This is a genomic window from Bradyrhizobium sp. HKCCYLS20291 (genome assembly GCF_051167715.1).
Lineage (GTDB): Bacteria > Pseudomonadota > Alphaproteobacteria > Rhizobiales > Xanthobacteraceae > Bradyrhizobium.
In genome coordinates, this window is the sequence record NZ_JBNPTO010000002.1 from 569,198 (window position 1) to 594,773 (window position 25,576).

The window sequence follows — 25,576 nt, forward strand, 5'->3', positions numbered from 1 at the left end:
TATGTCTGCGCGCGGCTTGCCGGGCTGACGCACCCGGCCCTCGAGCTATCCCCCGGCCCAGACGTCGAGCACGTAACGATTCTTGGCGCCGAGATCGGCGACCCAGTTCGCTGCCGCCTCTGCGTCGGATCCGGTGCAGTCGCGATGGATCTGCATCAGCGTCGCCTTGACGTCCGGCTCCATCTTCGAGCCGTCGCCGCAGACGAAGATGACCGCGCCCTGCTCGAGCAATTCCCAGACCCGCGCCTTCTGGGCGGCGAGCAGGTGCTGCACATAGGTCTTCGGTCCATCGCCGCGCGAGAAGGCCGTGAACAGCTCGCAGATGCCGCCGTCCGCGAACGCCTTGAGCTCATCGGCGTAGAGGTAGTCCTGCTCGGGATGGCGGCAGCCGAAGAACAGCATCGCCGGCCCGAGCGACTTCCCAGCCGCCTTTTGCGCGGCGCGCTCGTGCAGGAAGCCGCGGAACGGCGCCAGCCCCGTGCCCGGCCCGATCATGATGATCGGCAGCTGCGCATCCTCAGGCAGATGGAAACCGGCCTTGGTCTCGCGCACGGTGGCGAACACGCTCTCGCCCTCGCGACGCGAGGCGAGGTAGTTGGAGCAGACGCCCTTGTAGAGGCCGCGGCCCGATGCCGCCGGTCCCGCGACGACGCCGACGGTGACGCTGCAGCGCGCAGGATCCGTCGATGGCGATGACGAGATCGAGTAGTAGCGCGGCGCCAGCAGCGTCAGCATTTCGAGGTAGGAATGGAACGGCAGCTCGCAGGCGGGAAACTCCTCGAGCAGATCGTACACCGACTTGCGCTTGGCGAGGATCTCGGCGCGATAGCGTTCGCCGGATTCGGCATCGTCGCCGAGGAAGGCGGCGAGCTTCGGCCGGGTCACTGGACAGCGCGTATGCTCGGACATGATCTGGATCTGCTTGCGCGTCGCGACCTGCTGCAGCTCGACGAAGTCGGTCAGCAGCCGGCCGACCGAGACTGCTTCCCCCGCCGGCAGCTGCGCGCGACGGCCCTCGGCGACGTGCAGACGGATCTGGTCGGCAGGCGAGAAGCCGAAGCGGCGCGCCACCTGGTCGACCAGCGCCGGATCGTTGCGCGGCACCACGCTGAGATGGTCGCCGACGCGATAGCTGACACCGGCCGGCAACTGCACCTCGATATGCCGCGTCGAGCGCTCGGACGGATTGGCCCCCGACCGGTTCTGCAGCTCGCGACTGGCCAGAATCGTCATCGACGCAGCACCACCGAGCGCCACCACCGCGCCTGCCGCGGTCGGCGCCAGCGGCTCCACGGAGTAGAGCGGAGCGTCGTCCGCACTGCGGCTGAAGCCGGTGTCGAGGCCGAACTCCTTGGCTGCCGCCGCGCCCAGCGACGCGAACCAGGCGTCGAACTGGCCGTCGAGATCGCTCCGCGCATCGCCCTCGCCGCGCGTGTGGACGCGCTTTGCGCCGTGCGCCGCCAGCGCATCGTCGATGAAGCGCGGCACCGTCTGATAGGTCGCGGCCCAATCGCGGTTGCCGCAGCCGAACACGGCATAACGCAATCCCGCGAACGCATCCGGCGCCAGCTCGCCCTTCAGCCAGCTCACGAACTTGCCGGCATTGTCCGGCGGCGCGCCGTTGTAGGAGGCGCAGAAGATCAGCACGCCGCCGTCCTTCGGCAACTTGCCTGCGAATTCGTCGAGCGGGGCAAGCCGCGTCGCGAAGCCGTTGACCTCGGCGAGATCGGCCACGCGCGTCGCCATGTCCTCTGCGGTGCCGAGGTTGGAGCCATACAGCACCAGCAGCGGTGTGTTGTGCCCCGGCCGCGTCCGCGCGCGCGCGATCGTCACGCCCGGCGTTGCGGCACCCGCGCGCTTCGGATCATGAGCGCCGCGGTCACGGTCGCTGCGAGGGCGCACCTTGATCTTGAAGCCCTCCGGCTTCATCGTCAGCGTCTCCTTGAAATGGAGCTGGTAGCGCTGATGATCGATCAGCTTGAAGCGCTGCAGGATCATGCCGAGCGCCAGCGCCGCCTCGTGCATGGCAAAGCCGCGGCCGATACAGGCGCGCTGGCCGTTCCCGAACGGCTTCCACGCATTGACCGGGCGCTTGGCCTCCGCTTCCGGGCTGAAATTGTCGGGATCAAACGCGTCGGGGTTGGGTCCCCAGACGCTGGGATCGCGATGCAGCGCGGTGACGAGGATGGTGATGAAGGTGCCCTTCTTCAGCTTGTACTTGCCGCCGATCGTCTCGTCCTGCAGCGGCGCGATGCCGTAGGCCGGCGCCGGCGGCCACAGCCGCAGCGATTCCTTCAGGATCTGGGTGATGTAGGTGAGCTGCGTGACCTGCTGATAGGTCGGCTTGGCATCGATATCGGGGCCAAAGACGCGATCGACCTCCTCATAGGCCTTCTTCAGGACCTCGGGGTGTTTCAGCAGCGCACAGATCGTGTAGGACAACAGGCCGCTCGTGGTCTCATGGCCCGCGATCAGAAATGTGTTGATCTGGTAGCGGATGTTGACGTCATCGAGCTGCTCGCCGGTCGAGCGGTCGACGCCGCTCATCATCGCATTGAGCATGTCCTTCTTGGCATCAGCGGATGCCGCGGCGGATTCGGCGTTCTTGCGCCGCTCGGCGACGATCTCGTCGACCATCTTGTTCATGAAGGCGACGTCCTCGGCGAGAACGGTGCGCCGCCGTTGCAGCCATAGATGCTCCAGCGGCAGGCCGCGGGTCATCATGATAGTCTCGAGCGAGCGGACCAGCCCTTCCACAAACGGATGATAGTCGCGCCGGTAGAACGAGTTGAAGCGATAGTCGAAGCCGCACAGGCCGATGGTGTCGAGCGTGAGCGCCGTCATGTCGTGGACGACGTCGATCTCCTCGTCGGCGTTCAGGCGCTCCCATTTCTTGACGAGCTGATCGGCGATGTCGACCATGCTGGCGTGATAGGACTGCATGGCGCGGTTGCCGAACGGCTGCAGCAGGATGTTGTGGGCCTTGTTCCAGTTCGGCTCCTTGGTGTCGGCCGTGAACAGGCCGTCGCCCCCGATGGCGCGCACCCGCCGCAATGAGCCGCGGACCACCTTGTCGAAGCGTTTCTCGTCGGAGAGCTCGTCGACCAGATCATGGCCGGAGGCAATCACGATCGGCAAGCCCATCATGTCGAGCCAGAAGATCGGCCCGTACTCCTTCGCGAGACGGGTCAGATGCTGCACCGGTGCGTTCGCATCGAGCGAAAGCATGTTGCCGACCACGGGCTTGGCCGGCGGCTGCGGAATCGGGCTCAGTCTGTTGCTGGACGGCATTGTCGCTTTCGGTCCCTCACCTTTGTCGTTCCTGAGCGCGCGGCGCGAACCCGGAACTTGTCACCACGGGCCATTGTTGCCGGCCCGCTTCACGATGTCTCACCGGTGTCAGGCCTTCGGGGTGGCCACAGCTGCTAGTTTGCTTGCATCGAAATATCTCTGCAACAGCACCGTTGCCTCATCCGAACCGCCGTCGCCGCCATTCGATCAGCTTGGCCGAAACTTCCTCCGGCTTCTCCTGCTGCGTCCAATGGCCGCTGTCCTTCACCAGATATTTTTCCAGGTCCGGCACGAGCTTCTCCATGCCGTCGGCGGCGGACGGCGGCAGCACGTGGTCGTTCTCGGCCATGATCATCAACGATGGCACCCGCACGGTGTGATCGAGATCCGCCGAGCGCTGCCAGTTGCGCGTGAAATTGCGGTACCAGTTGATGCCGCCGGTGAAGCCGGTGCGCTTGAAGGTGTCGACAAACACCTGTCTTTCCTCGTCCGACAGGATCGTCGCGCGCGGATCGTGCCGCGCGTCGTATTTGGCGATCATCTGCGGAAAGGCGAGGTTGACCCGCGGCGACGCTCCGACCCCGGCGACCGGCTGGTCCGCCGGCACGTCAGGACTACGCGGCACGGGCTTGCGCATGAACGCGTCGAAGGTCTGCTCGACACGGCCGTCGAAGACCTTGTCGGCCGCGCGCGAGCGGTCCTGAAACTGCACGATATACATGTGCTCGCCGTAGCGCTGCCGGAACAGCTCGATCGGATCGATCGGCGCGCGCGGCAGATGCGGGGTGTTGACCCCGATCACACCCGCGACCCGCGCGGGATGCCGCATCGGCATTTGCCAGACGATGAAGCCGCCCCAGTCATGGCCGACGAAGATCGCCTTGTCGATATTCAGATGATCGAGCAGCCCGACGAGGTCGCCGGTCAGATGCTCCATGTCGTAATCCTCGACCGCCTCGGGCTGGTCGGTCGCTCCGTAGCCGCGCTGGTCGGGTGCGATCACGCGCAGGCCGGCCTCGCTCAAGGCCTTGATCTGGTGGCGCCAGGAGAATGCCAGTTCGGGCCAGCCATGGCAGAGCACCAGCGGCGGCGCATCGGTTTTCGGGCCCGCGTCGTAATAGCCCATGCGAATGCCGTTGACGGTGGCGAACTGCAGCGGAGGCATTTCGATCATGGTCATGTCCTCAAACACGCGAAGAGTTTCTCGTTCTGTCCTGCGGACACCGTTCACCTCTCCTTACATCCGGCGAGAGGTCGCAGCGCCATGCGCAGCGGATGCGGGGACTCGTAGCGACCGCTCTCGGCTGGTCGCCCGCCCGCGCCCCTCTCCTCGCAAGCGAGGAAAGGCAGCGTAGCGGCGATGCTGAACCAGCCCAAGCTGACGCTCGAACGATCAGCTCGCCGCGCTCTTGCGCGGCGGCGGAGCGAATGCCTTGTCCAGCCGCTCGAATTCCTCGGGCAGCATGTCGCACAGCACCTGCACATGGGGGATGATGTTGGCGCCTGCGATGAACCCGAAATCGAGCTGGTCGCGATAGCTCTGCACGGTGATGTTGAGCGCGAGCCCATGCGCCGAGATCGAGACCGGAAAGATGTGCAGGAGCTCGGCACCGGCGGCATACAGCGTCTGCCGCGGCCCCGGCACGTTGGATACCGTGATGTTGGCGGCGGGCGGCAGCACGTCGGACAGGCTGGAGCGGCTGTACAGCAGCGCCAGGATCTGCACCAGGATCGGTGTGCCGAGCATGGAGACGTTGGAGACCTGCGGCATGAAGGCGCGCAGCGGATGCGACATCTCCTTGGATTTGGTCGACTGCGCGATGATGGTCTGCAGCCGCTCCTTGGGATCGGCGACATCGGTGGCGATGCCGCAGATCATGCCGAACACCTGGTTGTTGGCCTCGGTGTTGCCCTCCTCGCGCAGCGATATCGGCACCGCCGCGGTCAGGGATTTCTGCGGGAGCGCCCCTTGCTCCTCGAGATAGCGCCGCACCACGCCGGATGACAGCGCCAGCACCACGTCATTGAGCTTGCCCTCGGCCCGCTTGGCGAGCGCCTTGGCCCGCGACAGCGAGATCGAGGCGCCGGCAAAGCTGCGCTCCGAGGAGATCGACTTGTTCAGGATGGAGGGCGGCGAAGCCATGCTGGCGAGACTGCGGCGCGAGGCGGGATCGGAGGCCTTGCCGACCACGTCCGAGACGCTTTGCAGCATCGAGGGGATGCTGCCGGCGAAACGCACCGCGCTCTCGATCTGATACATGGCGTTGTCGAACAGGATCGAGCCGAGATCGCTCTTGCCCGAGCGCGGCAGCTCAATGCCCTTGGCCAGGTTGGCATTGAGCGGCTGGTTCCACAACTGGGTGTAGGCATTGAGGAGGGTGGCAGCGATGTCGCGCGGCTCCTGCCCGGCCTTCGGCCGCGCGCTCGGCGGATCAACCTGCCGCGGCACGGGCGTCAGGTCGTAGATCATATTGGTCAGCGCCGCGCCGGCACCGCCATCGATGCAGGCGTGGTGCATCTTGGAGTAGAGCCCGACCTCGTTGTCCTTCATGCCCTCGAAGACATAGAACTCCCACAGCGGACGCGCGCGGTTCAGGAGCTTGGCGTGCATCCAGCCGACGATGCGCTCGAGAGTTGCCCGATCACGCGGCTCCGGCAGGCTGGCGCGGAAGATGTGGCGGTCGATGTCGAACTGGTCGTCCTCGACCCAGGAAGGGTGATCGATGTCGAGCGGCGCCTTCTCCAGGCGGGCCTTGAGGATCGGGGCGAGGTGCAGCCGCGAGGCGAGCATCGCCTTGAACTGTTCGAAGAAATCGCCCTTGTGGTCCTCGGGGAGCCGGAAGATCGCCATGCTGCCGACATGCATCGGCATCTCAGGGGTCTCGAGATACAGAAACGATGCATCCAGCGATGACAGTTTCTTGCCGTCACCCATCTGATCCTCCCCTCAATATCCAGCGCGTTGATCGCGCTCGTTAGCAGATGAGGATAGTGCCCGTTCCGGCAGCGCATAGGCAATGGCAAACGGTTCCCGATCTGGCAAATTGCTTAAATTGCTCTCCCCGGGCGCTCAGAGCGGGTCGGCGGCCGCGGGCACGAGCCAGAACAAGATACCATCGCGACGCGGCACAACGGCCTGAGCGGCAGGCTCGGGTTGGCGCGATACCTCCGGCCCAGGCCAATGGCAGCCCGGCACCGAACGCAATCGCTCCAAGGCAGCCGGAGCACGTTCACATCCACGCCGTGCAAAGCAGACCGCGTCCGGACGATGCATGGCTCCACGACCTTCGCGGAGCTCGATGCAAACTATCTTGGCGAGCAAGTTGAATTTGCGGAGTCAGCAATCAAGCAGTTCAGCGTGGTCTACTTCGAGAAGCAGAGATGGGGATTGGGTTGTGACAGATCGGAGGAAGGCGTTCACCGGCTGTCGAGCAGCCGTCCCCCCAAACATCGGCCCAATCGATGAGCACGAACGAAAACTCCCAACCGACCTCCTGACGTGAAGGCCCGTTCTGAAGCTGATCGTGGCTAGGATTTTGAAGGCTTGGTGGGCGCACTAGGGCTCGAACCTAGGACCCGCTGATTAAGAGTCAGCTGCTCTACCAACTGAGCTATGCGCCCGGATCTTGCATCCGGAGTATGCCTTCGCAAGAGCCGGTCGTTTAGCAAAGGGATTCCGGGATGTCCAGCGATGTCAGAGGATTTTTCGGCACATTCGATGCAGAAAAACCGCCGGCGGGCGGCGGTTTTCCCCGCATGAAATCAGGAGGATCGTTAACCGGTGATCAGAGCCGTCCGGACTCGCGTTCCTCGTCGGACCAGCCCATGCGGCCCGGGCCGAATCGGTGCTCGCCGAAGCGCGGACCGTCGCCCTCGCCACGCTCCATCCAGCGATGGTGACGCGGACCGTCGGGTCCCATCATGTGCCCCATCGGCCGGGTCAGCATCGACAGCCGGCGCTTCTGGCCGTCGTCGAGCGTCTTGTAGAGCGGGTCGGCCGCGTCAGCGACCTTCTTCATCGCATCCGCCGTCACCGCCATCGTGTCGGCCCGCTCGCGCAGCCGCGCCACCGGATCGACGTTCCTGTCCTGCGCGTCGCCGGCGGCGTTCATCCGCGCATTGGCGCGGTCAAAGCGCAGCTTGGCGAGATCGCGCACCGCGCTCTCGACCGGCGGCCACAGCTTGTCCTGGTCGGCGTTGAGCTTCAGGCCGGCATGGACCGACGCGATGCGCGCGTCGAGCATCGCGGCGCGATCCTCGGGATTCATCCGCGCAAGGTGCATGTGATCATGAAACCAGGCGCGATGCTGGGCGTAGACCGCGGTCGAGCCGGCGATTGCGAGCACGGCGACAGCGGCAATGGTGAACCTTCTCATGCCAACCTCCTCTGGAAAGCCGGGCCAGCATGGGCCTGCCGCGCCGCACCTTCAACTTACAGTTTGGACAGAGTGGAAGACCTTACGAAGATGTAATTGCTTCAAATACCTTTCTGTTTTTGCAATTCGGTTTCAATTGATTGCTGCACGTCAGAGCATCCCGAGCATGCGCGGCAACCACAGCGAGATTTCCGGCACGTAGGTCACGAGCGCCAGGAAGCCGAGCATCGTCAGCAGCCACGGCATCACGGCAATGGTCAGCTCGGTGATTCCCATCTTGGCGATGCCGGAGGCGACATACAGGTTCAGGCCGACCGGCGGATGGCACATGCCGACCTCCATGTTGACCACCATCAGGATGCCGAGATGCACCGGGTGGATGCCGAGCTTGACCGCCACTGGGAACAGGATCGGCGCCATGATCAGCACGATCGAGGTCGCCTCCATGACGTTGCCGGCGAGCAGCAGGAGGACGTTGACGACCAGCAGGAACACCGCCCAGTTGACGCCGGCCGTCGCCATCCAGTTGGCGATCTGCTGCGGAATGTTCTCGTTGGCCATCAGGAACGAGAACAGCACGGCGTTGGTGATGATGTAGAGAATCATCGCGCTCATGTTGGCCGAGCCGAGCAGCACCTTCGGAACGTCCTTCAGCGACATGTCGCGATAGACGAACACGGCGATGACGAAGGCGTAGACGGCGCTGACGGCGGCCGCTTCCGTCGGCGTGAACTTGCCGGTGTAGATGCCGCCGAGCACGATCACGATCAGCAGCAGGCCCCAGATGCATTTGCGGAAGGCGGTGAGGCGCTCCGCCCAGCTGGCGCGCGGCAGCCGCGGATAGTCGTTCTTCCAGGCGCGGTAGAAGGTGGTGAAGCCGAGCAGGCTCGCCAGCATCAGGCCGGGGATGACGCCGGCCATGAACAATTGCCCGACCGAGGCCGAGGACACGCGGTGGCCCGCGGGATCGAGTGCGATGCTGCCACCGGTCGCGACCGAATACACCACCATCACGATCGACGGCGGGATCAGGATGCCGAGCGCGCCCGACGTGGTGATCACGCCAGCGCCGAAGCGTTTTGGAAAACCCTGCTTGACCATCGCCGGCAGCATGATCGAGCCGATCGCGATCACGGTCGCAGGCGACGAGCCGGACACCGCGGCGAACAGCGCGCAAGCCATCACGCCGGCAAGACCCAGGCCGCCATACCAGTGCCCGACCATCGAGGTCGCGAAGTTGATCATCCGTCGCGCGACGCCGCCATGGGTCAGGAAGTTGCCGGCGAGGATGAAGAACGGGATCGCCATGATCTCGAAATTGTCGATGCCCGTGAACAGCTTCAGCGCGACGGATTCGGTCGGCACGTTCGTCATGAAAAAGACGAAGGAAAGCACCGTGAGGCCGAGCGCGATCGAGATCGGCATGCCCGTCAGCATCAGGAAGATGAGCAGGCCGAAGATCAGGAAGCTGCTCATCGAGCGGCCTCCACGCCGGTCGTCTCGATGCCCTCGACGGCCGCATGATCATGGTGCGGCAGCTCGTCGTGGCGCAGATAGTGCCAGGCGACCTGCAGGAAGCGGAAGCACATCAGGTAGGAGCCGAGCGGGATGCAGAGATAGACCAGCCAGCTCGGTATTTCCATGTCCGGCGTCACCTGGTCGGTCTGCGACAGGCCGTAGACGAACTTCGCGCCCATGGTGCCGATGATCGCGGTAAACAGCGCCCCGCACAGCAGGCCGAACAGGATCGTGACCTTTCGCAGCGACGGCCGGAGCATGTTGACCAGGACGTCGACGCCGACATGGATGCCGGTGCGCACGCCGTAGGCGGCGCCGAACTTCGCCATCCACACGAACATGTAGATGCAGAGCTCCTGCGCCCAGGACAGGTCGATCGGGAACAGGATCGGATAGAGCAAGGGGATGCCGACCAGATAGCGGTGCAGCACGGCCACAAAGATGATCGAGGTCGCCGCCGCGATCAGGAATGCAATCAGGATCTCCTCGAGCCGATCGAGGATGCGCAACAGCAAGCCCAACAGGAAATCCAAGTCCCCTCCCCCACAATCAAACGTCGAGCGACGCTTGACTGCGCCGTCTGCTCCTCCTGGCGCCCCGCCAGGCCGCTTCGCCATCAGCATGCGCGGGCCGTCGGCCCGCGCATCGACCATTCAAACCGTCAGTTCGTCGTGCCGCGCGTCTCCTTGAGGAACTCGTCGATCAGCGGCTGACCGACGCGGCCTGCGACGTCCTTGTAGACCGGCATCATCGCCTTGCGCATCGCCTCGTCCTGGGCAGGCGTCAGCTTGACCAGTTCGGACTTGCCGGACTTGCGGATCTCCTCCAGCGCGTCGTCGTTCTCCTTGGCCGACTGGCCGTTGCCATACTCGGTGGCTTCCTTCATCGCCTTGTCGCAGGCGGCGCGGATGTCCGGCGGCAGGCCGTCCCAGAACTTCTTGTTCACGACCACCACGTAGCCGATGTAGCCGTGATTGGTGAGGGTGATGTACTTCTGCACCTCGTGCATCTTCTGGGTATAGATGTTCGAGGGCGTGTTCTCCTGGCCGTCGACGACGCCGGTCTGCAGCGCCTGATAGACTTCCGAGAACGCCATCACCTGCGGGATCGCACCGAGCGTGCGGAACTGGGCATCCAGCACCTTGGAGGACTGGATGCGGAATTTCAGGCCCTTGTAGTCGGCGGGATCGACCAGCTTCTTGTTGGCGCTCATCTGCTTGAAGCCGTTGTCCCAATAGGCGAGCCCGATCATTCCCTTCGGCTCGAGCAGCTTGAGCAGCCTGGTGCCGAGCGGACCGTCGGTCACCTTCCGCAAGGTGGCGAGGTCGGGCAGGATGTAGGGCAGATCGAACACCTCGAATTCCTTGATGCCGATCGGGCCGAACTTCGAGTTCGACGGCGCCAGCATCTGCACGGCGCCGAGCTGCAGCGCCTCGAGCTCTTCCTTGTCCTTGTAGAGCTGCGAGTTCGGGTAGACTTCGACCTTGACCTTGCCGTCGGTGTATTTCTCGGCAAGTTCCTTGAACTTGTCGGCCGCGAGCCCCTTGGGCGTGTTCGACGCCACCACGTGGCTGAACTTGATCACGATCGGATTGTCGGCCGCGGAGGCCGGGCCGGCCAGCGCGACAATGGCGAGCGAGGCTGCCGTGGCGATCCAGTGACGGAGTGTGAATTGACGCAAGATGTCCTCCCGAAGGTCCCGGGGGGCATTGCAACGATGCCCCCGCTTTGTATGCCAAGAGCATTGTTAGCGGCTGGCGGGCAGGAATGCCATTGACCCTTCGCCGCAGACAAAACGATTCCCGTGCTGCAACGCAGCAGAATCAGCGTCGCTCCGGGCCTCACCGCTGACGCGGCCGGCCCGGAACAACGTCGTGAGATCGGCTCAGCTTGCAGCCGCCGACGATCCGCCGCTCGGCACGGTATCGCGCTGACGCTTCATGACGATCTTGTTCAGCGCGCCGAGATAGGCCTTGGCGGAGGCCACCAGCGTATCCGGATCGGCCGCGCGCGCGGTCATCGACCGGCCGTCCTGCGACAGCCGCACCGAGACCTCGGCCTGCGCATCGGTGCCCTCGGTCACCGCGTGGACCTGATACAGCTCCAGCTTGGCCTGGTGCGGCACCAGTGCCTTGATGCAGTTGATGACCGCGTCCACCGGACCGTTGCCTTCGGCCTCCTCGATCTTCACCTGGCCGTCGATGTCGAGCTTCATGGTCGCGCGCTGCGGCCCATGGGTGCCGGCGATCACCGTCAGCGACGCCAGCTTGATGCGGTCATGCGCGGCGGCGATGCGCTCGTCGAGCAACGCCTCGATGTCCTCGTCGAAGATGTCCTTCTTGCGGTCGGCCAGCGCCTTCATCCGCACGAACGCGTCCTCGATCTGGTTCTGGCCGAGCTTGTAGCCCATCTCCTCCAGCTTGTGCACGAAGGCATGGCGGCCGGAATGCTTGCCCAGCACCAGCGAGGACTGCTTCAGGCCGACCATCTCCGGCCGCATGATCTCGTAGGTCGAGGCATCCTTCAGCACGCCGTCCTGGTGGATGCCGCTCTCATGCGCGAACGCGTTCCGGCCGACGATCGCCTTGTTGTACTGCACCGGGAACGAGGTCGCAGCCGACACCAGCTTCGAGGCGGAGGTCAGCTTGGTGGTGTCGATCCTGTTCCAGTAGGGAAACTTGTCGTTGCGCACGTTGATCGCCATCACGATCTCTTCGAGCGCAGCATTGCCGGCGCGTTCGCCGATGCCGTTGACGGTGCACTCGACCTGGCGCGCGCCGCCGACGATGCCGGCCAGCGAGTTGGCGACCGCCATGCCGAGATCGTTATGGCAGTGGACCGAGAACACCGCCTTGTCGGAGTTCGGCACCCGCTCGATCAAGGTCCGCATGAAGTGGGTGTATTCGTCGGGGACGGTGTAGCCGACGGTGTCGGGAATGTTCACCGTGGTGGCGCCGGCCTTGATGACGGCCTCGACGATGCGGCACAGGAAGTCCATCTCGGAGCGGGTGCCGTCCTCGGCCGACCACTCGACGTCGTCGATCTGGTTGCGGGCGCGGGCGACCATCGCCACCGAGGTCTCGATCACCTGCTCCGGGGTCTTGTTCAGCTTCACCCGCATGTGCAGCGGCGAGGTCGCGATCACGGTGTGGACGCGGCCGCGCTTGGCGAACTTCACCGCTTCGGCGCAGCGGTCGATGTCGGCCGGATGGGCGCGCGACAGGCCGGCGATGACGGCATTCTTGGAGCGGCGGGCGATCTCGCTGACCGCCTGGAAGTCGCCTTCCGAGGTGATCGGGAAGCCGGCCTCGATGACGTCGACCCCCATATCGTCCAGCAGCTCGGCGACCTCGAGCTTCTCCTCGAAGGTCATGGTGGCGCCGGGACATTGCTCGCCGTCGCGCAGGGTGGTGTCGAAAATGATGACGCGGTCCTTGTCGGACTTCGGTGCGGTGGACATCGGCTGAATTCCTTGAGTTCAGGTGGTGCGCTTGGCGTCGAGCATTGCTGAAGACGTGAGCGCTGAAGGGTGTTGCGGTATCGAAGCAGCCCCCTGAGTGCCCAGGCGCATCCCGCCCAGCCGGCCCTCAGGGGCAGCTAAGAAGCAGAAGCTCGAGCGCGCCGGTCAGGCCGCGAGCCGGCAGCGAGGCGAGCGCGATCGACCGGGCGTCTGCCCCGGCGATGGCCTCGATCTCTGCGCTGCGAATCAGCATTGCCAAACCCTTTGCGAGGACACGAAAACTGTGCGGCAAAACCATTGATGGTTTGTTGCCGAGGTGCCCTCGCCGGTGCTTTTACCGAGAATGCCAGGGCCCCGCAACGCCGAAAAATGGTCAAAAGGGGTGACGTATTGCGGGCGTCCGGCGTGGCGGTAGCGCCTGGGATTATGGATATCGGGTCTGCGCCCGCCTGCTGCGCGATCGTCCGGGACGACGGTGAGAGTGGGATTGGCAGTGGCAGCCTCCATAGGACATGCGTTCGGGTTTGCCAGCGCTGCCCACCCCACAAACAGCGTCATCCCGGGCAAGGCCGCCAACGCGATAGCGTCGGTGGCCGCCGACCCGGGATCCATACGCCGTGACAGTCGTGGCTGGGCGGGATGGAGCGGCCAGCGTGCCTCGCAGATCTCCCTGGGGTTATGGATCCCGGATCGGCGCGCACGTGCCGCGCGCTTGTCCGGGATGACGGAGGGGGTGTGGTTGGCAGTGTCGGCATCCACATCCACGCGTTCCCGCTTGCCAGCGCTGCCCACCCCACAAACCGTGTCATCCCGGGCAAGGCCGCCAACGCGATAGCGTTGGTGGCCGCCGACCCGGGATCCATACGCCGTGACGGTCGTGGCTTGGAGGGATAGAGCGGCCATCGTGCCTCGAATTGTTCCCTGGGATTATGGATCCCGGATCTGCGCGCGCGTGCCGCGCGCTTGTCCGGGATGACGGCGAGCGTGTAGTTGGCGGTCGGCATCTGCATCAGCACGCACCTCATCATCCCCGCGACACGAACGTGCCCGGGTTGATCATCGACATCGAAACCCTCGGCAAATCGAGGGTGCAGGGAAGGCCAGGTGTCTGCCGACACCCGTGGCCCCCGTGCGGAAGAAGTGCACGGGGCAGGAACCACAGGATCGGCCAGGACATCCCGGCCTTCCCTGCGCAACGGCTTTACGGCTTACTTCGCGCTCTCCCCGGGGACCGGCTTGATTGCCCCCGTCACCGGCGCGCTCGTCATGAACGCCGCCGGCTTGACGCCAGCTTCGGGGCGCCAGGACCACACGACTTCGCCGTCCGCAATGCGCCGGTCGTCCACCGGCGCCTCACGGCCATCGCTCCCCGCACTCCACGTATCGTGACGACGCGTACGTCCCTCTTCGACGAGGCGGGATGGCCGGGAGATAAGCATGATTTCTGAAAAAATGAAAGAGTAAATTTCGCGGAATACGAAGAACGAGCCTGTGCTAGGATCAGACCATGACCAACCGCATCTTCCTCCACGGCGTGCCCGATACGCCCGCGATCTGGAGCCCGCTGATCGCGGCGCTCGGTGAGACCATCGCGCTGCCCTGCCTGCCCGGCTTCTGCGGCGAGGCCCCGGCCGGCTTTGCATGTACCAAGGATGCCTACGCCGACTGGCTGGTCGCGCTGATGGAGGCGCAGCATGCGGCGTTCGGGCCGCTCGATCTGGTCGGTCATGATTGGGGCGCGCTGCTGGTGCTGCGCGCGGCATCGCTGCGGCCCGAACTGGTGCGCTCCTGGGCTGTCGCCGGCGCCGCACTCGACGCCGACTATCGCGGCCATCGCATCGCGCGGATCTGGAACACACCCGTGCTCGGCGAGATCTTCATGGCGCTGTCGTCACAACGGGCGATGGCGCGCATGTTCCGCCAGAGCGGACTGCCGGCCGACCTCGCCGCGCGCGAAGCCGCGGCCTGGCAGGCACCGATGCGCCGGGCGATCCTCGCGCTGTATCGCTCGGCCGATGGGCTGCGCTTCGGTGGCGACTGGATCGCAGGGCTGGCGCAGCTGCCGCGCCGCGGCCTGGTGATTTCAGGCACGAACGATCCTTTCGTGCCGCTCGCCACGCTCAGCCGTTTCGCCCAAGCGCATGGCGCGCGTCTGCATGTCGAGCAGGACGCCGGCCACTGGAGCATCGTCGAGCGGCCGCAGAGCATCGCCGCGGCGCTGCGGGCGCATTGGGGAACCGCCTGAACTGGTCCCCGAAGTCGAACTACGCCCCGCCTTGCCGCCGGCGGGTTGCGATTGACCCAAATCAATCACTAATGGCTTCTGCACGCGCAGGCTGCGCCGACTGTCCAACATCACCAGAGGGAGGAGCCATGCGACCGTCTCTGCAGATGCAAAGGCCGTGGTGCGCCACGCTGTCATCGTTGCTGCTGGCCGTCAGCCTCACCATCCCGGCCTTCGCCGAAGGCCTGCCCAAAGCCAACCAGCCCGAGAGCGTCGGACTGTCGTCCGAACGGCTGCAGCGCCTGACCCAGGCGTTCCAGGGCGATGTCGACAAGGGGCTGATCCCCGGCGCCGTGGTGATGATCGCGCGCAAGGGCAAGGTGGCCTATGCCCAGGCCGTCGGCTTCCAGGACCGCGAGAAGCAGGTGCCGATGAAGCTGGACGCGATCTTCCGTATTGCCTCGATGAGCAAGCCATTCACCTCGGTCGCCGCCATGATGCTGGTCGAGGAAGGCCGGCTGCAGCTGCTCGATCCGGTCTCGGTCTACCTGCCGGAGTTCAAGGGCCTGCAGGTCGGCGTCGAGAAGATCAATCAAGGCACGGGCCAGCCAGAGCTGATCTTGGAGCCGGCGCGCCGCGAGATGACGGTGCAGGACCTGATGCGGCACACGTCGGGCCTCACTTACGGCATCTTCGGCAAGTCGCTGGTCAAGCAGGCCTACAACAATGCCAACCTGTTCGATCCCGCCCAGACATCGGCCGACCTGATCACCAAGCTGTCGAAGCTGCCGCTCGCAGCGCAGCCGGGCACGACCTGGGACTACAGCATGTCCACCGACGTGCTCGGCCGCATCGTCGAGGTCGTCTCGGGCCAGCGGCTGGATCAGTTCATCGCCGAGCGCATCAGCAAGCCGCTGGCGCTGAGCGGGACGGGCTTCTCCGTCGCCGAGGACAAGGCGGCACGCATCGCCGAGCCGCAGATCGACCCGGCGACCGGCAAGCGGCCGCCGATGCCCGACATGACCAAGCAGCCGAACTGGATGTCGGGCGGCGGTGGCATGGTGTCGACAGCGGCGGACTACACGGAGTTCGCCCAGATGCTGCTCAATCGCGGCGAATGGAGCGGCAAGCATCTGCTCGCGGCCAAGACGGTTGCCTTCATGACGTCAGATCATCTGCCGCCCGGCATCGCCTTCAGCCAGGTCACCCTGCTGGGCTTCCATCCGCAGGCGATCGCGCCGACGCCGGGGGACGGCCAAAGCTTCGGTCTCGGCTTCGCCATCCGCACCCAGGCGGGACGCAACCCGCTGCCGGGATCGGTGGGAGAGTTCTACTGGACTGGGCTCTACGGCACCGCGTTCTGGGTCGACCCGGAGGAGAAGCTGGTCGCGGTGCTGATGATACAGGTGCCGCCGTCGCAGGCGCCGCACTATCGCTCACTGGTGCGCAATCTCGTCTATCAGGCGTTGACCGAATAGGAGGCAACTCCGATAGCGCGCCCGCGCCAGTCACCGCGACGACACCGAGAACTCGCGCGAGCGCGGCCAGGACGGCCGCTGAATCGAGATCGAGCGGCAACGACAACAAGGACCGCCGCGGCTGAGCATGCCGATGTGGCGGCGTGAGCGCGAAGCACGCGAACGATCCTGACAGGGCCGTTGACCAGCAGGCCGGTCTCACACACAATCCTGGCAAATCGAGAGACAACCCATGGCCGCCTTCACCGTCCGCGTCTCGGATGCGACGTCTGCAAAGCTCGACGAACTGGCCGAGAGGCTCGGTCGTCCGCGTTCCGAAGTTGCCGCGGACGCGATCCAGGAATTCGTCGATCGGGAAGCTTGGCAACATGCCGAGATCGAGGCGGGTCTGGCCGAAGCTGAGCGCGGAGATTTCGCCAGCGATGCTGAACTCGCCCAGGTGATTGCTAGATACGTGAAGCCAGCTGGACGAGGATGAGCCAGCGGCAAATTCGCTGGACAAGGAGGGCGCTGCAGCGCCTCGATGAGATCGGCTCGTACATCGCCAAAGACAATCCGGGAGCAGCTGCACGCGTCGTTGCCCGTATCGTTCTCCGCGTCGAATCCCTTGCTGCGCGCCCCGAGATGGGACGTCCGGGCCGGGTCACCGGCACTCGCGAACTCGTACTCGCAGATGTCCCTTACATTGTCCCCTATCGTCTGACGCAGTCCGGGATCGAGGTTCTGACCGTGATGCACACGGCTCAAAAATGGCCGGACAAGCTCTAGACCTCGTCGGTGGCCACGCGCCGCTTTAGCCGCGTGTGGAGCGATCATCACACAATCTTCGATGGATTGTGGTCTTCTGATACCCTATCATTGGTTCGTTCATCAGAGGACGTTCGGCATGGTGCGTCTCAGGATTGGCGTCTTGTTCTTCGCGGCCGTTGTGGTCGCCGGTCTCTTCACCAGCGCGGCCTCGGCCGAGGACGCCGGCCTCTCCCGCTTCCCCCAGGCCGACTGGACCACCGCCGCGCCCGAGGCCGAAGGTATGGACTCCGCGGCGCTGACAAAGCTCGTCGCCGCCGGCAAGACGATGCGCTTCGACAGTCTGCTGATCACGCGTCACGGCCGCGTCGTCCTCGACGCCTCCTATGCGCCGTACAAGACCGACGAGCTGCACATCATCAACTCCTCGACCAAGGCAGTCGTCGCCACCTTGATCGCGATCCTGCTCAAGGACGGCGTGCTCGACAGCCTCGATCACTCGGTGCTGGACTTCTTCAAGGATCGCAAGATCGACAACGTCGACGCGCGCAAGCAGGCGATCACCGTGCAGCATCTGCTCAACATGACCTCCGGCCTGGACTGGGACGAAGGCTATAATGGCGGCGCGGAGACGTCGATCGTCGGGATGACACGGAGCGCGGACTGGGTGCAGTACATCCTCGACCGTCCGATGGCGCATGCGCCGGGCGAGACGTTCTACTACAATAGCGGCGGCTCGCATCTGCTGTCCGCGATCGTCACCAGGCTGACAGGAAAGAGCGCGGCGGATTTTGCCACCGAGAGATTGTTCAAGCCGCTGGGGATCGCCGATCATTCCTGGTTCAAGGATCGGCAGGGGATCTCCGGCGGCGGTTTCGGACTGGCGCTGAAGCCGCGCGACATGGCGAAGATCGGCTACCTCTATCTGCGCCGAGGCCGCTGGGGCGAGCAGCAATTGCTGCCGGACAACTGGATCGAGGCCGTCAACCACGCGACCGTCAGCATGAATTCGACGTTCGATCCAGGCCTGCGCTACGCGAACCAGTTCTGGACGCTGCCGGATCGAAACGTCGCCATGACGGTCGGCTATCACTGCCAGGTTGTCATGGTGCTGCCGGACCGCGACGTCGTCGCGGTGATGACCGCGCGCGACTTCTGTCCGTTCCGCAAGCTCGCCAATGAGATTTCGGCCACGGTCACATCGGACGACGCGCTGCCCGCCGCGCCGGAGGCCGTGGCCGCGCTCGCCGCAGCCGTCAGCGACACCGCCACGGAGAAGAAGGACGCAGTCGGCGCCGTGCCCGACATTGCCGCGGCCATCTCGGGCAAGACTTACAGCTTCCCGCCCGGCCCGCTCGGCGTGAGCGCGATCAAGCTCGACCTCACGGGTTCCGACCCGCACGTCGAATGGGACCTGCCGGGGCAAGGCCCGGGCGGCCGCACCCTTCATCTGCAGAATCCGATCGGCCTCGACGGCTCGTATCGCAAGACCACGCCACCGCATCCCTGGCAGCCCTACGCTTATCGGGCGATGAAGGGCAGCTGGACCGACGCCACCACCTTCGCGATCGACGTGCAGTTCATCGGCCAGGGCGAGGAGCGCAACTGGCGGCTCAGCTTCGACGGCGACAAGGTGACGTTCAGGACGAAGGGCCGCTACGGCAAGGAGCTGGCGGTCGAGGGCCAAGCCTTGAATTAGCGGGAGTTCGCGCTGCTGATGACTACGCCTTTGCCGGCGCAGCGCCGCGGGCGCGGCGCACGGCGTTGGCGGCGATGATGATATGCAGCAGCAGCGACAGGCCGAAGCCCAGGGCATGCTGGGCCGCCGTCGCGGGGATGGTCAGCACCGTCGCCAGCCCGAGCGGAATGAACAGCACGACGCCGCTGGCGAGGCCCGGATTGTAGCCGCGAAAACGCAGCGCCGGACCGATGTGACCGAGCGCGTTCACCAGCATCAGATAGGGCGCAACCAGCGCCCACCCGGGTCCGGCGATCCAGGCGACGTAGAGCGCGATGAGATCGATGCCCCACACCGCGCCGCAATTGACCCAGAGCACGTCGACGGTGGTCAGCGCCTCGCGGCCGCCGAACATCACGTCGTTGACGAACTTGCGGAAGCGGTCGCCGCTGTGCTCCTCGACCTGGTGGATCATGTAGCCCGGCGAATGCAGGAAGATCAGCAGCATTGCGAGCGGCCACTCGGCCGCCAGCAGCGGCACCAGCGCCAGCAGCGCTGCCGCCATGAACACGGCGCCGGCAACCCAATGGCGGGCGAGGAGGTCGAGCATCATGCAGTGATGCGCGAGTCGGCGGACCTTGCCAAGCCGGATTCCCCCGGGGCGGCGCACGTGCGCCGCGCCGGAGCGGCTGCGACCTTATGTCAGGCCGCAGCGTGCAACCCGGCGCGGCGCCGCGCGACTCACTTCAGCAGCACCAGGCACTCGCCGGCCGGCGTCGCATTGGTGCGCGCCGTGTCGCGATCGAACTTGCCGGCCACGACCAGCGGCCGGACGCGGTCGACGATCACGTCCTTGACGACGCTGTCCGGGCCGATCGCCGGCGCGGTGACGTCGTAGATCTGCTTCGCCACCGGCGACAGCTTGGCGGCGCAGCTGTCCGCTGCGGCGCGGTTGCCGGCAAACGCGCTCTGCGACAGCAGACATTGGGAGACGGCGATGAGGGTCACAAACGGAAATACGACGCGCAGCATGGCAATCGGTCCTTCGTTCAAATGCGGTTCAGTCTGGTGCACGCAGGCTCGGCTCCAACTCATCCAACACCGGCCGCCCTGCGAACGGGCTCTGATCTAACTCGCCCGCCGTCCAACGCCTACTCGATTTCCGAAAGCCGCGAGACCGGACCAGACCGATGCAGGAAGCTCCTGAAATGCTTCGAAAAACTCCGGTGCAGAAGCGCACCCGGCAGACCCTGGACGTGCTGTTCGAGGCGACCGCTCAACTTCTGCACAGGGATGGCGGCAAGGGGCTGAACACCAACGCGATCGCGGAGCGCGCGGGCTTCTCGATCGGCACGCTGTACAGCTACTTCAAGGACAAGACCTCGCTGTTGCGCGCGCTGGCGCTGCGCGAGTTCGCCCGCCAGGAGGCGCAGTTCACCGACACCCTGGCCGCCCATCGCGGGCTCGGGCGCGAAGCGATCGTGCGCGCGGCGGTGCGTCAGGGCTTCGCGCCGTTTGCCGGACGCCACGGCGTGCGCCGCCAACTGCTGGTGCTGTTGGGCAATGACGTCGAGCTGCAGCGCGCGCTGCACGACATGGTGGACCGCATGACCGACCGGCTGATCGAGGCCGTCGGACTCGACGCCGAGGCGCTGCCGCCGGCGCGCCGCTACATCCTGATCCGCTCAGCCCTCAGCCCGATCCGGGCTGCCGTGATGCGCGAGCATCGTCTGGTCGCGACGACGGAGCTGGAGGACGAACTGGTGCGCCTGGTGCTGTTCCTGCTCGAAGCGGATCCCGCGCCCTCACCCTGCTAATGCGGCTTGCGCTCGGTCTCGCCGAGCCGCTGCGCGAGCTGTCTCAGCGTCGCCTCCGACGGCGGCCGGCTCTGGAACTCGCGGATCGCGCGCGCCAGCTCATGATCGGACATCGGCTGGACCGGCGGGCGGAGGCGGCCATCGCTCAGCGCCGCGGCGATGCTCTCGATCTGCGGGCCGGAGCCGCCGAGCAAGCGGCGAAGCCGGTCAAGGAACGCGATGTGCGGCACGGCTGTTCTCCCGATGCGGTGACCGGCTGTTCGCTGACGTACCCTTGATACCATCCCGACTTTAGTAGGAACCGCGGTCCGCGTCGTCTCATTTGATAGGGAGAGAGGATCAGATTTCGCATGGATGTCGACAAGATCGTCATCAACAAGCTCAAGGAACATTCCCGCCTCTCGGCCGACGATATTACCGAGATCAGGAACTTCAACTTTGCGCCGCGCGAGCTTGCCGACCAGGAGGACCTGATCCGGCAGGGCGACGAGCCGGACAAGTCCGTCGTGGTGATGTCGGGCTGGGTCGCGCGTTATCATCTGCTGCCCGGCGGCAGCCGGCAATATCTCTCGTTCCACATGGCCGGCGACTGGCCGGATGCGCAGGCGCTGTTTCTCGACCGCATGGACCACGCGGTGTGCGCGATCGGCGAGGCTCTGGTCGCCGGCATCGCCCACAAGGAAATGACCCGCGCGATCAGCCGGCGGCCGGCGCTTGGATTTGCGATCTGGCGCGAGACGCTGATCGACGCTGCGATCTTTCGCGAGGCCATCACCAACAACAGCGCGCGGCGCAAGCCGGCGCGGATGGCGCATCTGTTCTGCGAGCTGTTCTACCGCGCCCGCGCGCTCGGCCACGTCCGCGACGGTCAGCTGCAGCTGCCGGTCAGCCTGATCCAGCTCGGCGAAACCCTGGGAATGTCGATCGCGACCGTCAACCGCACCCTGCTCGAGCTGCGCGCCAGCCGCGCGGCGGATTTCCGCTCGGGCACGCTCTCCGTGCACAATTGGTCGCGGCTGTGCGCCTTGGGTGAGTTCGACCCGGGCTATCTGCACCTGAAGAAACAGCCGCGCTGAGGCGCAAGGCTCAGATGCACAGGCCGATCACCTTGATGCTGAGATGGCAGTCCTTGGTGGCCGGCGGCTTGGCGCCCCAGCGCGTCCCCTGTTTCGCCTCGGACTTCGCCTGCGCCACGACCGGCTTGCCCTTGCTCTTCGGACTGCCCTTCGGCTTGTCGTAGTCGCCCGCGATCACCATCGCCCAATAGGTGCGCTTGCCGCTGGCGGTCCTGGCGCTGGCGATGCCGACCTTGGTCGCCTTCGGCAGCAGCAGGTTCTTGCGATGGCCGGCGGAGTTGATCCACTGCCCGAGCGTCTTGTCGAAATTGTCGTAGCCATAGGCGATGTTCTCGGCGGCACGGCCGGCGTTCGAGGGCGCGACGCGGCGCGTGAACGGGCCGAGCACCTCGTGGCTGAGATCGTCCTTGTCGGCCATCGCCCGCGCCTGCTCCATCGCGATGCGGTCGAGGGTCGCATCCCGGGTGACGCGGCCCTCCCCATGCTTGAGCCGGAACGCCGAGATCTGCTCGGCCGGCGCGGCATCCTGGGCGGTCGCGGCCTGCGGCGCGATCGCCACGACCAATGCGAGCAGCACCGCGCGGACGAGACGAAGGGCCACAGGCCCATGCCCTTCATGGCTAACGAGCAGTTTCATGCGCGAGGAAATCCGTCCAACCATCACGCGCGCGTTACCATCCGCTGTCCGCCGGCGCAATTTTCGCCAGCTCACGCCTGGTCACGATTGCGCCAAGTGAGCTGCCGAGCAGCCATTCCGAAACGGACATTGTGCGACGCAACAAGTCGGATACATAGAGCTGCCCAACTGCTCCCCACGGAAGGCCCGCGTCTTGACCGATACCAGTGCCGACAACATCGAGATCGTCCGCCACCGGCCGATGGGCTTCACCGAATTCGTCATCGTGATCGCTGCGATCATGGCGCTGAATCCGCTCGCCATGGACATGATGCTGCCGGCGCTGCCGAACATCGGCGCCGCGTTCCACATCGACGTCGCCAACCGCCTGCAGACCGTGCTGTCGGCGTTCGTGATCGGCTTCGGCCTCGGCCAGTTCGCCATCGGTCCGTTGTCGGACAGCTACGGCCGCCGCCCGGTGCTGATCGGCGGCATGGTGGTGTATGCGGCAGCCAGCGTGTTCGCGATCGCCGCGCCGTCGTTCGAGATGCTGCTGCTGGCGCGTGCGCTGGAGGGCCTCGGCACCGCCGCGACGCGCGTGATCGCGACCTCGATCGTGCGTGATTGCTACGCCGGCCGCCGCATGGCGAGCGTGGTCTCCTTGGCGATGATGGTGTTCATCGCCGTCCCCGTGATCGCGCCGTCGTTCGGCCAGGCGGTGATGCTGCTGACGCAATGGCGCGGCATCTTCGTCGTGCTGACCCTGTACGGCGTCGTCGCCCTGCTGTGGACCGCGGCGCGGCTGCCGGAAACGCTGCCGGAAGCCGAGCGCAAGCCGTTCTCGGTCGCCGAGATCAGCGCTGCGTTCCGCCGCACGCTGACCAACCGCCAGACGCTCGGCTATGCGCTCGCCGCCAGCGGCATCTTCGGCGCCGTGCTCGGCTACGTTCTGTCGTCGCAGCAGCTGTTCACCGGCGTCTATCATCTCGGCCACTACTTCCCGCTCGCCTTCGCGGCGATCGCCGTGACCATCGCGGTCGCCGGCTTTCTCAATGCCCGCCTGGTCGGCCGCCTCGGCATGCGCGCGATCTCGCATGGCGCGCTGATCGGCAGCGTCGCGATCGCGCTGGTCTGCTTCACCGCGGCCCTGCTCGGCACGCTGCCGCTGTGGCTGTTCATGGTGCTGTCAGCCGGGATGATGTTCTCGTTCGGCCTGATGTTCGCGAACTTCACCGCGCTCGCGATGGAGCCGCAGCGCGCCAACGCCGGCACCGCGTCCTCGCTCTACGGCTCGATCACCACCCTGCTCGGCATGGCCGCGGGCGCGGTCGTCGGCCAGGCCTTCGACGGCACGCCGCTGCCATTCGCCACCGGCTTCCTGGCCTGCACCGCGAGCGCGCTGGTCGTCGTGCTGATCACCGAGAAGGGCCGGCTGTTCCGCGGTTCGGCCAAGCCGGTCTGACAGGCCCTAGATGCACGGCCCCTGGCCACGCTGCGGGCACAGCTTCAGGACGCTCGACAGTGACAGCATCAGCCGCGCGCCGCGCGTGGTGTTGTCGGGCGCGCGATAGCCGAGCGGCACGGCGACGCCGAGATCGGCGCGCCAGTCGTTCGGGAAGGTGAAGCGCACGCCAGCCCCCGCCGAGGTCAGCGCCACGCCGTCGGACGGCCGAAAGCCATCGTTCCAGGCCAGCCCTGCGTCGAAGAAGCTGTAGAGCTGATAGCTCTTCAGATAGGTCCAGTTCGGCTTCTGATCGAAGCGGACCTCGAACGTGCCCGCAACGCCATTGTCGCCGCTGACCTCGGCGCTGCCATAGCCGCGGCCATAGGACAGCCCGCCGAGATAGAACTGCTGCGAATTGTACAGCCGGCCGGAGGCGAGCTGCCCGGCGGCCGCCAGCTTCAGCGACCACGCCTCGGACAGCGTCTGGTAGCGTGCGAACCAGCCGTTGAGGACGGAGAAGCTCGGCGAGGCGCCGGCGCGCGAGGCCAGCGGATCATTCTCCCGCGCCGCGCCGAATGCGTTCAGGCCCTGCCGGTAGGCCAGCGTCAGATAGCTGTCGCCGCCAACATCGTCCTTCCAGTGATAGTCGCCGGTGAAGGTCAGCGTCCGGATGTGATCGCGATACCAGAGACCGAACATGTCGCGCTCGGTCGCGTCGCTGAACGCAGCCGCGAGCGTCAGCTTCAGCGAGGCGAGCTGCGACTGCACCGGCGCAATGCTGCCGCGCAGCTCGAACGTCTCGGTCACGGTTCGGTCGAGGAACAGACGCCTGAAGTCGCCGGGCCGCACCTCGCTGTACAACGCGGATGCGCCGATCTGGGCGCCGTCCGTGCCGACGGGAACATCATAGGACAACCGCCCGAAGGCGAGCTGACGCGGATCGCCGGGAGTCGTCGACATGTTGGCGGTGAGCGTGTCACCAGGCAGCAGATAGGAATTGAACGCTGCCGTGGCGTAGCTCTGCCAAGGTCCGACGGTCGAGGATCCAAAATTATCGACACCTGCGAAGCCATAGACGTGCCAGGTCTTGAGCTCGAGCACCAGACGAAACCGGCCGGTGGTGCCGCCGATCTCCTCCAGCGAGGAATCGGCGAGCCGCACACCGCCGCGGCTGCCGATCAGCAGCAGCTGCCGTTCGAGCGTCGCCAGCCGCGACGGCTGCTCGGCGAGCACGGGGCCGAGCATCGGACGGATGCCGAACTCCTCCGCCCCCTCGCCTTTCAGGCTCACCTCGGTGATGCTGCCTTCGAGCACCTGGATCCGCACGACGCCATTGCTGATGTCCTGCGGCGGGACGATCGCGCGACTGAGATGAAAACCTGCGGCGCGATACTGATCGCTGATGGCGGCCGCGATCGCGGCGAGGTCGGCCTGCGAGACAGGCTTGCCGAGAAAAGGCTGATAGGCCGTAGCGAGCTGCTCGGCCGTGAGCGCCGTAGCACCGGTCAGCGCAACGCCGCGAAGGGTAAACAAAGGTTTACGATCACCGCCGCCTTGGGTAGCGAATTGCGGCGCGCGCGGGCGCGGCGGCAGCGGCTGCGCGGAGCGGGACTGGTCGTCGAAGAATCTCTCGGTCTGCCGGGGATCGAAGCTCGGCTGAGTGACCTGCTGCGCCTGCACGCTGCTCGCAAGCAACGCTGCGATCAGGGTGACGCTCGAGGTCGCGTATCCACCAAATAGGTGCAATGCGGATCGCCCGACGGCTGTCGTGCGCCGATCCGTAGTAGTCCCGACGCTCCTGACACAACAGCGACCCATGCTGTCGTTCTTAATTTGTTAAGGTCAATGAAG

The 25,576-nt window shown here is 65.6% G+C and carries 22 protein-coding genes and 1 tRNA gene; 8 read left to right on the forward strand and 15 right to left on the reverse strand.

What is annotated here, in order from left to right; translation table 11 throughout:
- Positions 1-45: 45 nt before the first annotated feature.
- The 10 genes from ACQR07_RS06760 to ACQR07_RS06805 all read right to left on the reverse strand — a co-directional run bounded on the left by ACQR07_RS06760 (position 46) and on the right by ACQR07_RS06805 (position 12,898).
- Complete coding sequence (locus ACQR07_RS06760) at positions 46-3,291, reverse strand: bifunctional cytochrome P450/NADPH--P450 reductase (RefSeq protein ID WP_434901530.1); 3,246 nt, start codon at positions 3,289-3,291, stop codon at positions 46-48.
- A 178-nt stretch (positions 3,292-3,469) separates the two neighbouring features.
- Positions 3,470-4,465, reverse strand: coding sequence for an alpha/beta fold hydrolase (locus ACQR07_RS06765; RefSeq protein WP_434901531.1), 996 nt, complete (start codon positions 4,463-4,465; stop codon positions 3,470-3,472).
- Between the two features lie 219 nt (positions 4,466-4,684).
- Positions 4,685-6,226 carry a WS/DGAT/MGAT family O-acyltransferase gene (locus ACQR07_RS06770; protein ID WP_434901532.1) on the reverse strand — a complete coding sequence of 514 codons (1,542 nt, stop codon included), beginning with the start codon at positions 6,224-6,226 and terminating at the stop codon, positions 4,685-4,687.
- Positions 6,227-6,836: 610 nt separating this feature from the next.
- Positions 6,837-6,912, reverse strand: a tRNA-Lys gene (locus tag ACQR07_RS06775).
- A gap of 164 nt (positions 6,913-7,076) precedes the next feature.
- Positions 7,077-7,667 (reverse strand): Spy/CpxP family protein refolding chaperone, encoded by a 591-nt coding sequence (locus tag ACQR07_RS06780; RefSeq protein WP_434901533.1) that lies wholly within the window; start codon positions 7,665-7,667, stop codon positions 7,077-7,079.
- A gap of 150 nt (positions 7,668-7,817) precedes the next feature.
- Positions 7,818-9,143: a TRAP transporter large permease gene (locus ACQR07_RS06785; protein ID WP_434901534.1), complete on the reverse strand. Its 1,326-nt coding sequence runs from the start codon at positions 9,141-9,143 to the stop codon at positions 7,818-7,820.
- Positions 9,140-9,700: a TRAP transporter small permease gene (locus ACQR07_RS06790; RefSeq protein ID WP_434901769.1), complete on the reverse strand. Its 561-nt coding sequence runs from the start codon at positions 9,698-9,700 to the stop codon at positions 9,140-9,142. Before ACQR07_RS06790 ends, ACQR07_RS06785 begins: the two co-directional genes overlap by 4 nt.
- A 146-nt stretch (positions 9,701-9,846) precedes the next feature.
- Entirely contained in the window at positions 9,847-10,866 is a 1,020-nt protein-coding gene (locus tag ACQR07_RS06795) for a TRAP transporter substrate-binding protein (RefSeq protein ID WP_434901535.1), read from the reverse strand.
- A gap of 204 nt (positions 10,867-11,070) precedes the next feature.
- Positions 11,071-12,645: a 2-isopropylmalate synthase gene (locus ACQR07_RS06800; RefSeq protein ID WP_434901536.1), complete on the reverse strand. Its 1,575-nt coding sequence runs from the start codon at positions 12,643-12,645 to the stop codon at positions 11,071-11,073.
- A gap of 127 nt (positions 12,646-12,772) precedes the next feature.
- Positions 12,773-12,898, reverse strand: coding sequence for a hypothetical protein (locus ACQR07_RS06805; RefSeq protein WP_316192860.1), 126 nt, complete (start codon positions 12,896-12,898; stop codon positions 12,773-12,775).
- Positions 12,899-14,152: 1,254 nt separating this feature from the next.
- On the opposite strand from ACQR07_RS06805, the gene ACQR07_RS06810 reads away from it, so the two are divergent.
- The 5 genes from ACQR07_RS06810 (at position 14,153) to ACQR07_RS06830 (ending at position 18,793) form a co-directional block, all read left to right on the forward strand.
- Entirely contained in the window at positions 14,153-14,890 is a 738-nt protein-coding gene (locus tag ACQR07_RS06810; protein WP_434901537.1) for an alpha/beta fold hydrolase, read from the forward strand.
- Positions 14,891-15,018: 128 nt separating this feature from the next.
- Entirely contained in the window at positions 15,019-16,347 is a 1,329-nt protein-coding gene (locus ACQR07_RS06815; RefSeq protein WP_434901538.1) for a serine hydrolase domain-containing protein, read from the forward strand.
- A gap of 232 nt (positions 16,348-16,579) precedes the next feature.
- Positions 16,580-16,825, forward strand: coding sequence for a CopG family ribbon-helix-helix protein (locus ACQR07_RS06820; protein ID WP_434901539.1), 246 nt, complete (start codon positions 16,580-16,582; stop codon positions 16,823-16,825).
- Complete coding sequence (locus ACQR07_RS06825) at positions 16,822-17,115, forward strand: type II toxin-antitoxin system RelE/ParE family toxin (protein WP_434901540.1); 294 nt, start codon at positions 16,822-16,824, stop codon at positions 17,113-17,115. The genes ACQR07_RS06820 and ACQR07_RS06825 overlap by 4 nt, the downstream gene beginning before the upstream one ends.
- 118 nt (positions 17,116-17,233) lie before the next feature.
- Complete coding sequence (locus ACQR07_RS06830; protein ID WP_434901541.1) at positions 17,234-18,793, forward strand: serine hydrolase domain-containing protein; 1,560 nt, start codon at positions 17,234-17,236, stop codon at positions 18,791-18,793.
- Positions 18,794-18,815: 22 nt separating this feature from the next.
- On the opposite strand, the gene ACQR07_RS06835 is transcribed toward ACQR07_RS06830, so the two are convergent.
- Both ACQR07_RS06835 and ACQR07_RS06840 read right to left on the reverse strand, forming a co-directional pair.
- Positions 18,816-19,382 (reverse strand): HXXEE domain-containing protein, encoded by a 567-nt coding sequence (locus ACQR07_RS06835; RefSeq protein WP_434901770.1) that lies wholly within the window; start codon positions 19,380-19,382, stop codon positions 18,816-18,818.
- A gap of 131 nt (positions 19,383-19,513) precedes the next feature.
- Entirely contained in the window at positions 19,514-19,804 is a 291-nt protein-coding gene (locus ACQR07_RS06840; RefSeq protein ID WP_434868897.1) for a hypothetical protein, read from the reverse strand.
- A 176-nt stretch (positions 19,805-19,980) separates the two neighbouring features.
- On the opposite strand from ACQR07_RS06840, the gene ACQR07_RS06845 reads away from it, so the two are divergent.
- Positions 19,981-20,589, forward strand: a complete 609-nt coding sequence (locus tag ACQR07_RS06845; RefSeq protein ID WP_434901542.1) for a TetR/AcrR family transcriptional regulator — start codon at positions 19,981-19,983, stop codon at positions 20,587-20,589.
- On the opposite strand, the gene ACQR07_RS06850 is transcribed toward ACQR07_RS06845, so the two are convergent.
- On the reverse strand, positions 20,586-20,819 hold the full coding sequence (locus tag ACQR07_RS06850; protein ID WP_434901543.1) for a hypothetical protein: 234 nt from the start codon (positions 20,817-20,819) through the stop codon (positions 20,586-20,588). The two genes, ACQR07_RS06845 and ACQR07_RS06850, sit on opposite strands and share 4 nt — an antisense overlap.
- A gap of 120 nt (positions 20,820-20,939) precedes the next feature.
- On the opposite strand from ACQR07_RS06850, the gene ACQR07_RS06855 reads away from it, so the two are divergent.
- Positions 20,940-21,665 carry a Crp/Fnr family transcriptional regulator gene (locus tag ACQR07_RS06855; RefSeq protein WP_434901544.1) on the forward strand — a complete coding sequence of 242 codons (726 nt, stop codon included), beginning with the start codon at positions 20,940-20,942 and terminating at the stop codon, positions 21,663-21,665.
- A gap of 10 nt (positions 21,666-21,675) precedes the next feature.
- Here ACQR07_RS06855 and ACQR07_RS06860 read toward each other — a convergent pair whose 3' ends face one another.
- Positions 21,676-22,302, reverse strand: coding sequence for a CAP domain-containing protein (locus ACQR07_RS06860; RefSeq protein ID WP_434901545.1), 627 nt, complete (start codon positions 22,300-22,302; stop codon positions 21,676-21,678).
- 193 nt (positions 22,303-22,495) lie between these two features.
- On the opposite strand from ACQR07_RS06860, the gene ACQR07_RS06865 reads away from it, so the two are divergent.
- Positions 22,496-23,743: a multidrug effflux MFS transporter gene (locus tag ACQR07_RS06865; RefSeq protein WP_434901546.1), complete on the forward strand. Its 1,248-nt coding sequence runs from the start codon at positions 22,496-22,498 to the stop codon at positions 23,741-23,743.
- A 6-nt stretch (positions 23,744-23,749) separates the two neighbouring features.
- Here ACQR07_RS06865 and ACQR07_RS06870 read toward each other — a convergent pair whose 3' ends face one another.
- Positions 23,750-25,543, reverse strand: a complete 1,794-nt coding sequence (locus ACQR07_RS06870; protein WP_434901547.1) for a ShlB/FhaC/HecB family hemolysin secretion/activation protein — start codon at positions 25,541-25,543, stop codon at positions 23,750-23,752.
- Positions 25,544-25,576 lie beyond the last annotated feature (33 nt).